The following is a 13,907-nucleotide window of genomic DNA, read 5'->3' as shown; positions in this document are numbered from 1 at the left end:
ACAGACGGGGTGGAGACCACCCGGCGGCGCGTCCGCGCCGCGGCTGACAGGAGACCACCGTGGACCAGCACCGCCCCGACCCCGCCCGTGACGACGCCTTCGACCGGCTGCGCGACGCGGACCCCGCCGCGGGGCTCGAGCCGGACACCGCGTCCCTGGACGCCGCCGTCCGGGAGCGTGCCGACCGGCCGGCCGGCGACGAGCTGGCCCGCGCCCGGGCCGCCCGACGCCCGGGACGGTGGGGCGCGGTCGCTGCGGTCGCCGCGGGGACCCTCCTCGTCGGCTCGGTCGGCGGGTACGCGCTCGGCAGCCGGGAGGGCACCGGCACGGGGAGCAGGACCGCTGCCGCGGCCATCACCCTGTCCGACGCCACCACCGGCGCCGCCGCGGGGGCCGCCGAGTCGTCGGCCGCCGGCGACACCGCCGCCCGCAGCAGCGTGCCGGACGCGCCGGCGGCGGAGGGCGGCACCGCGATGTCGTCGCGCCTGCTGCCGTGGTTCGGCGGGCACACCGTGTTCACCGCCCAGGGGCTGTCCGACGACACCGGGACCGCTCAGGCGTGGGCCTACGACCCCGCGCAGGCGTTCTCGGCCGAGACGGCGGCCCAGGTGGCCGCGTCGCTCGGGCTGGCGGGCGAGCCGCGGCTGGAGGGCGGGATCTGGCTGGTCGGGCCGCAGGACGGCGTGGACGCCAGCCTGCAGCTGCAGCCCGACGGCGTCACGAGCGTGTCGTACTACGACCCGAGCCTCGACCCCTTCGCCTGCCCGCCTTCGCTCGCCGTCCCCGAGTCGGGCGTGGAGGGCCAGGACGGCGGAGGCCAGGGCGAGCCGGGCAAGGACGCGGTGGTCCCGCCCGACTGCACCCCGCGAGAGCTGCCGCCCGCGCCGCAGGGCGACGCGGCGGTCGCCCGCGCACGCGAGGTGCTCGCGGCCGCGGGGGTGGACGCGGACCGGTACGAGTACGAGGCGGCCGAGTCCGGCACCCCGGAGCTCGCCTACGTCAGCGCGTTCGAGGTCGTCGACGGGCAGCGCACCGGGACGATCTGGAGCGTGTCGCTCGTCGGCGACGCGGTCCAGTCGCTGTACGGGGCGCTCGCCCCCCTCGTGCCGCTGGGCGACTACGACGTGGTGAGCGAGAACGAGGCGGTCGCGCGGCTGTCCGACCCGCGCTTCGGCGCCTCGGGCGGCGGTGTGGTCGCCGCGTCGGTCGGGGGCGTGGCCGTCGACTCCGACGGCGCGGCGACGACGGAGCCGGCGCCCGCCCCGATGGGCGAGCCGACCCCGCCGCCCTCGGTCACCCCCGGGTCGCCGTTGGGCTGGCCCGTGGTGGAGGTGGTGCTGACCGGTGCCCGGCTGGGCCTGGCGCAGCACACGCTGCCGACCGGGGCCACGGTGCTGCTGCCGGCCTACGAGCTCTCCGCCGACGACGGGACGGCGTGGTCGGTCGTCGCCGTGGCGGACGGCGAGCTCGACTTCGCCGCCGGGCGCTGACCCGCCCGACCGTGCCCGGCCCCACGGCGGCCCCGCTCGGCCCGGTCGCCGCGCCGGGGCCGGGCGGTGCCGGGCGAGACCGGCCGGGCTGCTCCCGCCAGGAAAGCCTGGACCGCCTCGACTACGGTCCAGGCATGGGTGCGACCGAGCTGCTGGTGGTCCGGCACGGGGAGAGCGTCGGCAACACGGCGGCACGGGCGGCGCAGGAGGTCCGCGCCGAGGTGATCGACGTCCCGGCGCGCGACGCCGACGTCGGGCTGTCCGCGACCGGCGTCGACCAGGCACGTGCGCTGGGGACCTGGCTGGGCGAGCTGGACGCGGACCGCGCGCCGCAGAGCGTGTGGTCCTCGCCGTACGTCCGGTCGGCGGACACCGCGCGGCTCGCCCTGGAGGTCAGCGGCCTGCGGCTGCCGATCGTCCTCGACGAGCGCCTGCGCGACCGGGAGCTGGGCGTGCTGGACAAGCTGACCGGCTTCGGGGTCGAGGCGCGGCACCCGGCCGAGGCGGCGCGGCGGCGGTGGGTCGGCAAGTTCTACTACCGGCCGCCGGGCGGGGAGTCGTGGGCGGACATGGCCCTGCGCCTGCGCAGCGTGCTCGCCGACGTCGACCGCTACGAGGACGGTCGTCGTGTCCTGGTGGTGTGCCACGACGCGGTGACCATGCTGATCCGGTACATCTGCGAGGGGCTGACCGAGGCGGAGATCATGGCGATCGGGCGGGCGACGCCCGTGCTGAACGCGTCGGTCACCCGGCTCGTGCGGGACCCCGGCGAGCGGCTGTGGAGGCTGGACACGTTCAACGCGGTGGAGCACCTCGCGGAGCAGGGAGCGGTGCGCACCGCGCCGCGGGGGAAGACCGATGTCGTCGCCGAGTGAGCCGTCCGGCACGCGGGTCGTCACCCCGGCGCTGCTGCGCGACTGGCCGCTGCCGGCGACCGAGGCGTCCAAGTACGGCCGAGGGCAGGTGCTCGTCGTCGGCGGGGCACGCGGCACGCCCGGGGCGGCGATGCTCGCGGCGGTCGCGTCGCTGCGCGCCGGCGCCGGACGCCTGAGCCTCGCGGTCGCGGAGTCGGTGGCCGTGCCGGTCGCCGTGGCGATCCCGGAGTCCGGCGTCGTGGGCCTGCCCGAGACCTCGTCCGGGTCGGTGCGGGGGGACGGCGCGGAGCGCCTGGCCGACTCGGTCGCGTCCAGCGACGCGGTGCTCGTCGGCCCCGGGCTGGACGACGCCGAGGAGACCGCGGCACTGCTGCGCGGCCTGGCCCCGCACGTGGGGGACGACACGGCCGTCGTGCTGGACGCGTACGCGCTCGGGGTCCTGCCGGGTCTGGACGAGGTGGTGGAGCGGCTCGCGGGACGGCTCGTGCTCACCCCGAACACGGGTGAGGCAGCCCGGCTGCTGGGCCGGGAGATCGACGACGACGACCTGGCGGACGCCGTCGCCGAGATCGCCGCGCGGTACGGCGCCGTGGTGAGCTGCTACGGAGAGGTCGCGGACCCGACCGGCGGGCGCTGGCAGATGTCGACGGGGTACGCCGGCCTCGCGACGTCCGGCAGCGGCGACGTGCTCGCCGGTGTCCTGTGCGGGCTGCTGGCGCGCGGTGCCGACCGCGCGCAGGCGACGTGCTGGGGGACGCACCTGCACGCGGCCGCCGGCGACCGGCTCGCCGCGCGGATCGGGCCGACCGGGTTCCTCGCCCGCGAGCTGCTCGACGAGCTGCCGGTCGTCCTCTCCGAGCTCGTGGCCTGAGCGGGCCGGCTCGGGGGTCCCACCGGCCCGGCTGTGGCGGTCCCGGCCGCTACGGTGCCCGTCCGACTGCTACAGGCCGACGCGACAGTAGAGGGACCAGCCCTTCGCGCGGGCATCCCGAGCCAGATCGGCAAGCCTTCCCAGCAGGGCGGCGAGGTCCTCGGGATCACCCTGCCCCCAGAACTCGTCGGTCTCGGACCACGGGACCGCGACAGTTGCCAGGTGCGCCTCCCCCGCGTCCGCGAGCGAGTCGGACAGCGCCGCTGTCAGCCGGACGACGAGGCGCTCACCTCCGTCGCGGTCGGCGATGACACCGTCGTCCGCGCGATCCGCCATGACGTCGTCGTAGGAGCGTCCGGTGAGCGCCGCCTCGAGCGTCCCCATCTGGACGATCGGCTCCACGCCGCCACCGTCCACCGTCGGGTACGCCGGCGACGGGGCGGCCGCAGACCGCGGCTCCTCACGTCGCGCCTCCTCAGCCGGGCGACCTCTGCGCCGGAGGAGCGACCGCTTCACCGGTGGTGACGACGGGCGGACGACGGCTTGGGAGGAGTCCTTCGGTCGATCGAGGACGGCGGTCGCGTCGGTGTCAGAGGGTGCGGCGAAGTACTCGCAGGTCAGGCCCATGGGCGGTCATCGTTGCAGAGGCCCGGTCGCCGGATGGGAGACTCGCGCATGCCTTCGCGCCGCGACTCCCTGCTGCTCCTGGACACGGCCTCGCTGTACTTCCGTGCGTACTTCGGCGTCCCGGACTCGCTGAAGGCGCCGGACGGCACCCCGGTCAACGCGGTCCGCGGGCTGCTGGACATGATCGCCCGGCTGCTCGAGGACCGGCGTCCGGCCAGGCTGGTGGCGTGCTGGGACGACGACTGGCGCCCGGCGTTCCGGGTCGCCGCCATCCCCTCGTACAAGGAGCACCGGCTCGCCGCCGGCTCGGACGACACCGAGGAGGTCCCCGCGACGCTGACCCCGCAGATCCCGGTCATCGTGGAGGTGCTCGAGGCGCTGGGCCTGGCCCGCCTCGGTGCACCGGGCTTCGAGGCGGACGACGTCATCGGCACCCTGGTCGCGCGGGAGGTGGCCCGCCCGGACCGAGCGCCGGGTGACGCGGGCGCCGTCGAGGTCGTCACCGGCGACCGGGACCTGTTCCAGCTCGTCGACGACGCCGCCGCGGTCCGTGTGCTCTACACGATCCGGGGCATCAAGGACCTGGAGGTCGTGGACCAGGCACGGCTGCGGGACCGGTACGGGGTCGCGTCCGGCGCCGCCTACGCGGACATGGCCGTGCTGCGCGGCGACCCGAGCGACGGCCTGCCGGGGGTGAAGGGGATCGGGGAGAAGACCGCGGTCACCATGCTCGCCCGCTACGGCGACCTCGCCGGGATCCTCGCCGCGCGGGACGCCCGCGACCCGGGGCTCACCGGCGCGCAACGGATGCGGCTGGTCGAGGCGGCGCACTACCTCGAGGTCGCCCCGGCCGTCGTGCGGGTCGCCCCGGACGCCCCCGTCGCGGTGGTCGACGCCGCGGTGCCCGTCACGCCGGCGGACCCCGACCGGCTCGTCGAGCTCGCCGAGCGGTGGGGGCTCTCGTCCAGCGTCGCCCGGGTCGTGCGGGCGATGACGCGCTGACCGTGCGGGTCAGCCCTCGGTGCGCTCCAGCACGAACACCGGGATCTGCCGGTCCGTCTTCTTCTGGTACTCGGCGTAGTCCGGCCAGACCTCGACGGCGCGCTTCCACCAGAGGCTCTTCTCCTCGCCGGTGACCTCGCGCGCGACCATGTCCCACTTCTCGGGGCCGTCCTGCAGCTCCACGTGCGGGTCGGCGACGACGTTGTGGTACCAGACCGGGTGCTGTGGGGCGCCGCCCATGGACGCCACCACGGCGTAGGCGCCGCCGTGCTCCACCCGCATGAGCGCGGCCTTGCGCAGCCGGCCGGACCTCGCCCCTACCGACGTGAGGATGACGCACGGCACGCCACGCAGGGTCAGGCCGTCCGTGCCGCCGGAGCTCTCGTAGAGCTCGACCTGCTCGCGGGTCTGCTGGTTGGGGCTCGGCTCGTACTCACCGGTCAGGGGCATGGGCCCAGCATGCACAGAGGGTGACCGGCGCTGCACGTCGGGGCGGCGCGTGCCAGGCGTCGCCGGAGGGACGGCAGAATGCCCTGCGAGACCCGACCGGACCCGACCCGGCAGGGGTCGCCCGGACCGTCCCCCCGTCAGGAGCGCCCGACACGTGATCACCGTCAGCACGGACGGCTCCTGCCTGCGCAACCCGGGCGGGGCGATCGGCTGGGCCTGGGTGGACCACACCGGCCCCTCGGCGTCCGGTGGTGCGGTGTCCGGGACGAACCAGGTCGCCGAGCTGATGGCCGTGCACGAGGCGATCGAGGCGCACCCGGGCGCCGAGCCGCTGCACATCGAGGCGGACTCGCTCTACGCGATCAAGTGCGCGTCGGTGTGGGTCGCGGGGTGGAAGCGCAAGGGCTGGCGGACGGCGAGCGGCGGGCCGGTGCAGAACCTCGCGCTGGTCCAGGCGATCGAGCGCGCGATCGCGGAGCGCCCGGGCCCGGTCACCTTCACGTGGGTGCGCGGCCACGTCGGCGACCGGTTCAACGAGGCGGCCGACCAGCTCGCCGGGGCCGCGGCGCGCGAGGCCCAGGCCGGGCGCCCGACACCGCAGCGCACGCTCCCGCCCGCCGTGGCGCCCGCGGCGCCGGCGCGCACCACCCGCACGGCCCGCGGTGCCACCACGGCCCGCACCGCGGAGCGCGCCCCGGACGCCGAGGTCGACGTCCTGTTCTGACCGGCACGCCACCAGCCCGGGAACGCCCCACGCGCACCCGCGACCCCGGGACGCCGGTCAGCGCACCCGCAGCGCCCGCACCTCGACGTCGGGCCGGTACCCGTCGTCACCGCCGTAGACCGCGCTGACCACGCCCCCGCGCCGGACGGCCGGCAGCGTCACCGTGACGGTCCCGTCCGGCCCGAGGTCCGCGCTGCCCACCCGGCGCAGGTTGAGCAGGACCGTGACGCGTCCGGTCGGCGCCGGGGCGCCGTCGGCGCCGGAGAGCGTGACGGTCACCGTCGGGCTGCTGCCCGGCCGGACCGTCCAGCTCGGTGCCGACAGGGCGACGCGCGCGTCCGCCGGAGTCACCCGCAGCCGCAGCCAGTCGTCGGACGGCGCCACGTCGGTGCTGCCCACGTAGCGCGCCGTGACGCGGTGGCCCCCGACGGGCACGTCACGGGGCAGGTCGACGCGGGCGGTCCCGGTGGAGCCGTCCACGACGACCTCACCGGTCGCCACGACGGCGTCGCCGACGAGGACCTCCACGGTGCCCGACGGCGTCCCGGCGGCCGCTCGCACCTCGACGAGCGCCGTCGTGAGGTCGCCGTACTCCACGGCCCGGTCGGTGAGGCGGAACGTCACCGACGACGCGGCCTGCGGCACCGTGACGGTCACCGCCTCGGACGCGGACGCCGCCCACTGCGGGTCGTCGGGCGTGAACCGGGCGGTCACGCGGTGCTCGCCGGCACCCAGCCGGACGGTGGCGGAGGCCTGCCCGCCCACGACGGGCGCCGTGGCGAGCACCGTCCCATCGCCGTCGACGAGGTCGACCGAGCCCGTCGCCCCGGCCGGCGTGACGGTCGCCGTCAGCCGCACGGGGGATCCGACCGCCGGGGTGCCGGCGGCCTGGAGAACCGTGGTCGTCGGCGTGGCCGCCGGCGCGGTGACGTCCACGACCTGCCAGCGGGCGGCCGGGCCGGCGTTCAGGGTGTGCAGGACGAGCAGCTGCGGCGCGGGAGCGCCCGGCGCCGCGTCGCGGTGGACCGTCACCGGTGAGCCGGGTGCCGCGTCGAACAGGAGCGCCGGCTCCCGGCCGCCGTCGAACCAGTACTCGGGCGCGTACGGGTCGACCGTGAACGGCCCCACGGAGTCCAGGACGCCCGCGGGGTCCGCCACGTCGGGCGACCAGGTCGACACCGACATCGTCACCGTGCGGCCCGGTGCGACGCCGAGGGTTGCGAGCGGGATCGGCACGACCACGACGTTGCTGTCGAAGACGGTGGTGTTCATCGCGTCGCCGACGCCGTTGACGCCGTCGAAGCCCCTCACCCAGAGCTGCGCGTCGTACGTCGCGGCGATCGTGAGGTCGCTGCCGGGGAACTTGCGCACGACGGTGCGGAAGTCGTCGCGGCCGTCACCGTCGACGTCGGTGTCCACCTGGATCGCACCGTGCACCTCGTCGAGCCTGTCGCCCTCCGAGGACGACGAGCCGAGGCTGGCCCACTCGCCGCTCGTCGCCACGCCGATGCCGACCACGCCCTGCGTCGGGTCCAGGCCCGCGGCGCGGAGCTGCGGGGCGGTGGAGGCGAAGCCGACGGCGCGCAGGTCGCCGGCGGCGACGGCGGAGGAGGTCCCCCCGGACGGGGAGGTCGGCAGCGCGGGGCTGGTCGCGACCAGCTGGAGGGGGGCGACCATGGGCGTCCACCCCTCGTTCCGGGCACCTCGCCCAGTCACCGTCAGGGGTGCGCTCGCCGCGCCGGCGCCGGGGAGGACCACCGGCTCGGCCGTCAGGTCGGACACCAGCCGCGGGGCGGCGACCACGGGCACGCGCAGCTCGCCGTCCGCCCCCTGCAGGACGAGCCGGCCGCTCACCGCGGTCAGGAAGTCCCGCGGAGCGCCGAGGCCGTCCACCACCGGGGACGACGTCGGGTCGAGCCGCTTCTCCAGGGTCGCCGGGTCGACGGTGAGCGTCAGGGTCACCCGCTCCTGCGATCCCGGGGCGATCGTCACCGTCTCGGGCGACACCGTGACGCGCGCCCCCCCGGACGTCGTCGCGGCGGCGAACGACGTGCGGTACTCGACCGGGCGGGTGCCGGTGTTCTCCACCGTCACCGTCCGGCGCTGCGTGACCACCCGGTCGCCGACCGGCACGACGCCGAACGTCACGGACACCAGGGCGGCGTCGTCGGTCGCGTACGCCAGCGTGGTGGTGCGGACGGCGTCCAGCGCGTCGACCCGTCCGGACCCGACCCGCAGGGGCCCGTACACGGGGGAGCGGTCGCCCTGCCCCGCCCGGACGTCGCGCGTCGCCGTGTTCATGACGGCCGCCTTCACCTGGGCCGGCGTCCAGCCGGGGTGCACGTCGCGCACGAGCGCCGCGATGCCGGCGACGTGCGGTGCGGCCATCGACGTGCCGAACCGGGACTCGCTGCCCGTGCCGCTCCCGGACCGCGCGGACAGGATCGTCGCCCCCGGCGCGGCGACGTCCGGCTTCACGACGCCGAGGGAGCCGTGGACGCCACGGGGGGAGAGGTCGAACAGGGTCTCGTCGAGCGACTCGTCGACCACGTACTGCGACTGCGCCAGCGACGGGCCCAGGCGCATCGTGACCCCGCCCTGCCGGATCAGCGGGAGCAGCCGGTCCGTGCTGGCCGCGGTGAGCTGCGCGCCCGGGATGGACGCGTTGCCGCCGAGGTTGACGTCGAAGTCCGGCAGCTCCGTGCCGACCAGGACGCCGACCGCGCCGGCGTCCTCCGCGTGGTCGAACCGGTCCGCGCTGCTGCACGTGCGCGCCGCGGGGTCGTCGTCCCAGTGCAGCCAGACGATGGCGCCGGCCAGCCGGTCGGCGAACTCCGTCAGCGGGGTGCACCCGGTGACGTCCTCACCGAGGAAGACGACCGGGGCGGTGACGTCCCCGCCGTCCTCGTCCCCGTCCGGGACGACGAGCTGCGTCGAGGACTGCGCCGGGTGCCTGCCGACGACGTCGCGGTCGGGCGCCTGCAGGACCTCGACGGCGTCGTGGAGCCGGGCGTCGCCGACGGAGGCGGCGACCGTCAGGCCGCTGCGCGCCGTGGCCGGCGCACCGGTGCCGTCGGTGACGTCACCGGCCTGGCCGGCGGCGAGCACCGTGAGGACCCCGAGGTCCGCGAGCCGCTCCACGAACAGGCTCTCCGGGTCGTCCGCCGGGAGCCGGTCCTCGCCGAGCGAGACGGTGACCACGTCGAGGTGGTCGGAGAAGTCGCCGTCGTCGTCCGGGTCCATCGCCCGTTCCAGGGCCGGGATGATCAGCTCCGTGGTGCCGCCGAGGTCACCGACGACCTTCAGGGCGAAGACCCCGGCGCCGGGGGCGGAGCCCGGCCCGACCCGCCACCCGGACAGGTCGGTGAGGCTCTCGTAGTCGCCGCGGAACGTGCTGCCGTCCGGCAGCACGCCGTACCCGAAGCCGGTGCCGGCCACATGCGTGCCGTGCCCCAGGACGTCGGCGTCCGACCGCGGGTCGATCGGGTTGAGGTCCGGGTCGGGGTCCCGGATGGTCCCGGGCCCCCCGCCGGCGTCGTAGCGGGGCCCGGCGAGGTCCACGCCGCCGAGGAACTTCGCCGGGTCGACCAGGTCGGCGGGGTACGTCCCGGTCCCGTCACGCCCGTACGCCTGCGCGAAGGCCTCCGGCGTGCCGGGGCCTCCGAAGGTCGCGTGGGTGTAGTCCAGCCCCGTGTCGACGACCCCGACCCGCACGCCCTCGCCCGTCCGGCCGGCGGAGCGCCAGGCGTCCGGCGTGCGCGTGAGCACGGCGGTCGAGCTGTTCATCACGCGCTTGGGCACGATGCGGTGGACGCCGACGACGTCCGGTGAGGCGGCGAGCTCGCGGACCAGGGCGGCGTCCCCGCGGACGACGGCGCCCGCGAGCACGTTCGTCGTCACCGACAGCCGCTGCGGCGTGGCCGGGTCGTCCGGCTGGGCCTCCGGCTGGTCGTCCGGCTGGTCGTCCGGCTCGGCCTCCTGAGCGGCGGTGACGGTCCCGGCGGCGACCCCGGGGCCGGCCGCGGCGTCCGGCCCGGCGGGGACGAGCGCCGCCGCGAGGTCCTCGATGTGCTGCTCCGCCGCCTCCACCGCGGCCGCGTCGCCACCGGCGCCCGCGACGTCGGCGGCGGACGGGGCGGCGAGCTGGACGAACGCGGCGACCTCACCGTCGGCCTCCACGAGGTCGGGGTCGAGACCGGTTCCGCCCTGCGCCGCGGCCGGCCAAAGGTCCCCGGTCGGGCCGGAGGTCGCGCCGCTCGGCGCCGACGCGCTCAGGAGCGCGCCGCTCGGTCCGCGGTCCCCCGGGTCGGCCGCGGCCGGCGTGCCCAGTGCGGCGCTCGCGGCGAGGACGGACGTGACGACCAGCGTGACGAGAGCGGCGGACGACGCGCGGCGCATGGGGGTCCTGTTCGGAGCGGGGCGGGGCCCGGGTGCGGGGGTGGCGAGGCCGTGCCACGGGGAGGCGGCTGGGTCGGCGGCGTCCGCACGGTAGCCGGGCGGCCGTGGCGGCGTCACTCCGGCGGGTGGCGGCGCTGAGCCGGACGGGTCAGGGCGGGAGGCCGCCCGGGGCGGTCCCCCGCGCGACCGCGGGCTGTGGGCCCCCGGGCGGTCGCTCCCTTGCCGGGGCATGTCGGCGCCGGCCCTCAGTCGCTCGCGCCGGGGCGCGAGCGCAGCGGCACGAACCGGTACGACCCCGCAGGACGCCGCACGACGTCCTCGCCGCGCCGGTCGACCACCCACATCGTGTGTTCCACGGGCAGCACGAGGCGCCCGCCGTCGCGCAGCTGCTGGACGAGCTCGTCGGGCAGGGCCCGCGGCGAGGCGGAGCACAGGATGCGGTCGTAGCCGTCGCCGTCCGGCCAGCCCAGCACACCGGGTCGCGCGGTCACGACGCGGGCCCACGGCGTCCCGCCCGCGGCGACGCAGGCCGCCGCGCGCTCGGCGAGCTCGGGCTCGAGCTCGACGCCCAGGACGGACCCGTGCGGTCCGACGAGCAGCGCGAGCAGGGCGGTCGTCCATCCGGACCCGGCGCCGACGTCCAGCACGCGGGCCCCCGGGGGCACGTCCAGCAGCCGCAGCATCGCGGCGACGGTGGAGGGCTGGGAGCACGTCTGCCCGAGCCCGATCGGCAGCGGCCGGTCCTCGTGCGCGGACGCGTGCTGGTCGGCGGGCAGGAAGGCCCGGCGGTCCAGCGCCGCCATGGCGGCGGCGACGTCCGGCACGCCGGACGGGTCGCTGCGGTCGCTCCCTGGGTCCGCCATGGCCGCACCTCCACCGTCGTCACCCGCGTCCAGGGTAGGTCTCGCCGTCGGCGGGTGGTGCGGGACCGCCTCCGTCGACGGGTGCGGTGACGAGCAGTCAGGCGGGCGGGGTCGTGACCTGGCGCTTGGGCCCGGGGCGTCCGGGTGCGCGGCGCTCCTCGATCCCCTCGAGGGTGGAGGCTCGCCACACCGCACCGCCGTTCAGCCGCCCGTCCGGCGGCGGCAGCCACGGGACCTTGCGGGAGAGCCAGACGCGGATGGTGGCGTGCTCGACCCCGAGACGGTCGGCGAGACGGCCGATGTCGTACAGGTCGTCCAGCCCCTGGCTCGGTACCGGCACCGACGCGGGGGGCACCGACCCCGGGTCGAGTTCCACGGGCTCGAGCGTAGGTCACCGTCACGCATGCGTGACAGAGCCGGTGCGGGTGAGGCAGGACACAGGGCCAGACTGTTACGCATCCGTTACGACGTCGCTTAACGTGTTGCGGGTGAGTGACAGGATGCCGACAACGCGGCGCTCGTCCGGCGGTCGGCATCGTGCCCCCGCCGTGCGGGTGAGCCGTTCGCGTGCCCTCGCCGGTGCGGCCGCCAAGGGCGGCCTCGTGCTCGCCCTCGCGCTCAGCGTGGGTGGCTACACCGTCGCGGAGTCCGCGACCCAGCAGGCGACGGTGGAGGCCGAGCAGACGCAGCAGCGTGCCGTGGTCGAGGCGCACCGCGAGGCCGTCGCGGCGGAGCGCCAGCGCGCCGTGGCGACCGGCCAGGACGCCGTGGCCGACGCCGAGGCCGTGCGGACGGTGGCCGCCTCGACGGTCAGCGAGGCGGACCTGGCGCCGCTGACCGCCGCGGTCGACCGGCTCAGCGCCCTCCTCTCCGAGGCCCCGACCGCGCCCATCGCGCCGACCGACGGCGCCGACGCCGCGGTCGAGGACGCCGCGGCGGACGACGTCGCTGCGGACGACGTCGTGACGGACGCCGCCACCGACGACGCCGCTGCGGTGGACCGCAGCGACCGCGCCTCGCGCGCGACCGGCGACCGCGGACCGGCGCCGACCACCGGCACCCAGGACGCCCCGCAGGCCACGGCCACGCCGGCCGCCGACGGCACCGGGGCCGACCCGGACGGCGCCGCGCCGGCCGCCGCCGACGCCGCCGCCCCCGAGCAGGGCGCCGGGACGTCCGGGACCGCAGCGCCCGCGACCTCGGCGCCCGCGACCGCCGCGCCGACGTCCGACGTCGCGACCGACCCGGGGGCCACGCCGGAGACCACCACGGGCCCGGGTGGCATCGAGGGTGCGACCGAGGCCCCGGCCCCGGCCGACGACGCGGCCCCGGAGGACGACCTGTCGGCCGAGATCCTCGCCGCGGTCGCCACGGTGACCGAGCAGACCGCGCGCGTCCAGGCCGCCGCCGACGCCGCGCTCGCGGCCCAGCAGGCCGCCGCCGCCGCGCAGCAGGCCGCCGACGCCTCCGCCGCGCAGGCCGCGGCCGCCGCAGCGGCGGAGGCCGCCGCCAAGGAGGCCCAGCGCGTGTCCCTGGACGCCTACGCCAACGGGCGCGTCCCGGCCGACGCGCTGTGCGACCTGGCCGTCGGGGGCGGGCACCAGCTGCGGTGCGACGCCGCCGAGGCGTTCGCCGCGCTCGACGCCGCGTACACCGCGGAGTTCGGCGAGTCGCCGGCGATCAGCGACTCCTACCGCTCCTACGCCGCGCAGGTGGCCTGCCGCCGGGTCAAGGGCTACCTGTGCGCCGTGCCGGGCACCTCCAACCACGGCCGCGGCGTCGCGGTGGACCTGGCCGGCGGCGTCGAGACGTTCGGCACGCGCCAGCACCGCTGGATGGCCGCCAACGCGGGCGACTTCGGCTGGGACCTGCCGGACTGGGCGAGCTCCGGCGGGTCCAAGCCCGAGCCGTGGCACTGGGAGTTCATCGGCTGACGCCGTCGCCCCTGCGTCCTACGGTGGGACGCGGACGCCGGACGGCGCCCGCATCCCGACCGCGAGGAGCGACATGCCCACCCGTACGTCACGCACGGCTTGGAACGGCACGCTGATGGAGGGCGGGGGCCAGGTCGAGCTGAGCAGCTCGGGCGTCGGCACCTACGACGTCTCCTTCCCCAAGCGCGCGGCCGACGAGGCCGGCGGCACCACCAGCCCCGAGGAGCTCATCGCCGCGGCGCACTCCTCCTGCTTCGCGATGCAGCTCTCCGCCGTCATCGCGGAGGCCGGTGGCACGCCGATCTCCCTCGAGGTCACCGACGACGTCACCCTGGTCCCGGACCCGGCCGGCGGCTTCCGCATCTCGGAGGTCAAGGTCCGCGTCCGCGGCGAGGTCGAGGGTCTCGACGAGGCCGGCTTCGCCGCGGCGGCGGAGACGGCCAAGGCCACCTGCCCGGTGAGCAAGGCCCTGACCGGCACGACGATCACGCTGGACGCCGCGCTGGCCTGACCGGCGCAGCCGGTGCCCGGCGGCGCGGGACGCTGCCGGTCCGTGCCCGACGGACGCCGGAGCGCAGCCGGCCGGCCACGTGCGGATCCCCCGCCGTGGCCGGTCGGCACGTCCGACCGGGCGACGATGGGACACTGGTCCCCGTGTCGATCGTGAGCCCCG

Annotated in this window: 12 protein-coding genes; 7 read left to right on the top strand and 5 right to left on the bottom strand. The window is 77.0% G+C overall.

The features are described from left to right. Nucleotides 1–59 precede the first annotated feature (59 nt). The 3 genes from CAE01nite_RS13195 to CAE01nite_RS13185 all read left to right on the top strand — a co-directional run bounded on the left by CAE01nite_RS13195 (nt 60) and on the right by CAE01nite_RS13185 (nt 3,236). Complete coding sequence (locus CAE01nite_RS13195; protein WP_146905344.1) at nt 60–1,490, top strand: hypothetical protein; 1,431 nt, start codon at nt 60–62, stop codon at nt 1,488–1,490. Between the two features lie 134 nt (nt 1,491–1,624). Continuing rightward, nucleotides 1,625–2,365, top strand: coding sequence for a histidine phosphatase family protein (locus tag CAE01nite_RS13190; RefSeq protein ID WP_146905341.1), 741 nt, complete (start codon nt 1,625–1,627; stop codon nt 2,363–2,365). After that, nucleotides 2,349–3,236 carry an NAD(P)H-hydrate dehydratase gene (locus CAE01nite_RS13185; protein ID WP_146905338.1) on the top strand — a complete coding sequence of 296 codons (888 nt, stop codon included), beginning with the start codon at nt 2,349–2,351 and terminating at the stop codon, nt 3,234–3,236. The genes CAE01nite_RS13190 and CAE01nite_RS13185 overlap by 17 nt, the downstream gene beginning before the upstream one ends. Before the next feature lie 69 nt (nt 3,237–3,305). Here CAE01nite_RS13185 and CAE01nite_RS13180 read toward each other — a convergent pair whose 3' ends face one another. Next, nucleotides 3,306–3,638, bottom strand: coding sequence for a hypothetical protein (locus tag CAE01nite_RS13180; RefSeq protein ID WP_146905335.1), 333 nt, complete (start codon nt 3,636–3,638; stop codon nt 3,306–3,308). A gap of 273 nt (nt 3,639–3,911) precedes the next feature. Here CAE01nite_RS13180 and CAE01nite_RS13175 point away from each other — a divergent pair, with 273 nt between their 5' ends. Beyond that, nucleotides 3,912–4,865 carry a 5'-3' exonuclease gene (locus CAE01nite_RS13175; RefSeq protein ID WP_146905332.1) on the top strand — a complete coding sequence of 318 codons (954 nt, stop codon included), beginning with the start codon at nt 3,912–3,914 and terminating at the stop codon, nt 4,863–4,865. Nucleotides 4,866–4,874: 9 nt separating this feature from the next. Here the strand turns inward: CAE01nite_RS13175 and CAE01nite_RS13170 are convergent, their stop codons facing one another. Continuing rightward, the gene (locus tag CAE01nite_RS13170; protein WP_146905329.1) at nt 4,875–5,315 is read right to left on the bottom strand and encodes a nitroreductase family deazaflavin-dependent oxidoreductase; all 441 of its coding nucleotides are present in this window, start codon (nt 5,313–5,315) and stop codon (nt 4,875–4,877) included. Nucleotides 5,316–5,469: 154 nt separating this feature from the next. Between CAE01nite_RS13170 and CAE01nite_RS13165 the strand changes: the two genes are divergently transcribed. Then, complete coding sequence (locus CAE01nite_RS13165) at nt 5,470–6,039, top strand: ribonuclease H family protein (protein WP_146905326.1); 570 nt, start codon at nt 5,470–5,472, stop codon at nt 6,037–6,039. 57 nt (nt 6,040–6,096) lie between these two features. Here CAE01nite_RS13165 and CAE01nite_RS13160 read toward each other — a convergent pair whose 3' ends face one another. From CAE01nite_RS13160 to CAE01nite_RS13150, 3 genes are all read right to left on the bottom strand, one after another. Next, nucleotides 6,097–10,437: a S8 family serine peptidase gene (locus CAE01nite_RS13160; protein WP_146905324.1), complete on the bottom strand. Its 4,341-nt coding sequence runs from the start codon at nt 10,435–10,437 to the stop codon at nt 6,097–6,099. Nucleotides 10,438–10,682: 245 nt separating this feature from the next. Next, nucleotides 10,683–11,300, bottom strand: a complete 618-nt coding sequence (locus CAE01nite_RS13155) for a protein-L-isoaspartate O-methyltransferase family protein (protein ID WP_146905321.1) — start codon at nt 11,298–11,300, stop codon at nt 10,683–10,685. Between the two features lie 97 nt (nt 11,301–11,397). Then, complete coding sequence (locus CAE01nite_RS13150; protein WP_146905318.1) at nt 11,398–11,676, bottom strand: hypothetical protein; 279 nt, start codon at nt 11,674–11,676, stop codon at nt 11,398–11,400. 178 nt (nt 11,677–11,854) lie between these two features. On the opposite strand from CAE01nite_RS13150, the gene CAE01nite_RS13140 reads away from it, so the two are divergent. Together CAE01nite_RS13140 and CAE01nite_RS13135 are read left to right on the top strand one after the other, a co-directional pair. Further along, a complete protein-coding gene (locus tag CAE01nite_RS13140) occupies nt 11,855–13,234 on the top strand; it encodes a M15 family metallopeptidase (protein WP_186816584.1) in 1,380 nt (459 codons plus the stop codon). A gap of 73 nt (nt 13,235–13,307) precedes the next feature. Then, nucleotides 13,308–13,745 (top strand): OsmC family peroxiredoxin, encoded by a 438-nt coding sequence (locus CAE01nite_RS13135; RefSeq protein WP_146905309.1) that lies wholly within the window; start codon nt 13,308–13,310, stop codon nt 13,743–13,745. Nucleotides 13,746–13,907 lie beyond the last annotated feature (162 nt).

The organism is Cellulomonas aerilata (assembly GCF_007991755.1).
GTDB classification, from domain to species: Bacteria; Actinomycetota; Actinomycetes; order Actinomycetales; family Cellulomonadaceae; genus Pengzhenrongella; species Pengzhenrongella aerilata.
Note: the sequence above shows the minus strand (reverse complement) of the source record. Positions and strands in the feature narration are given on the sequence as shown.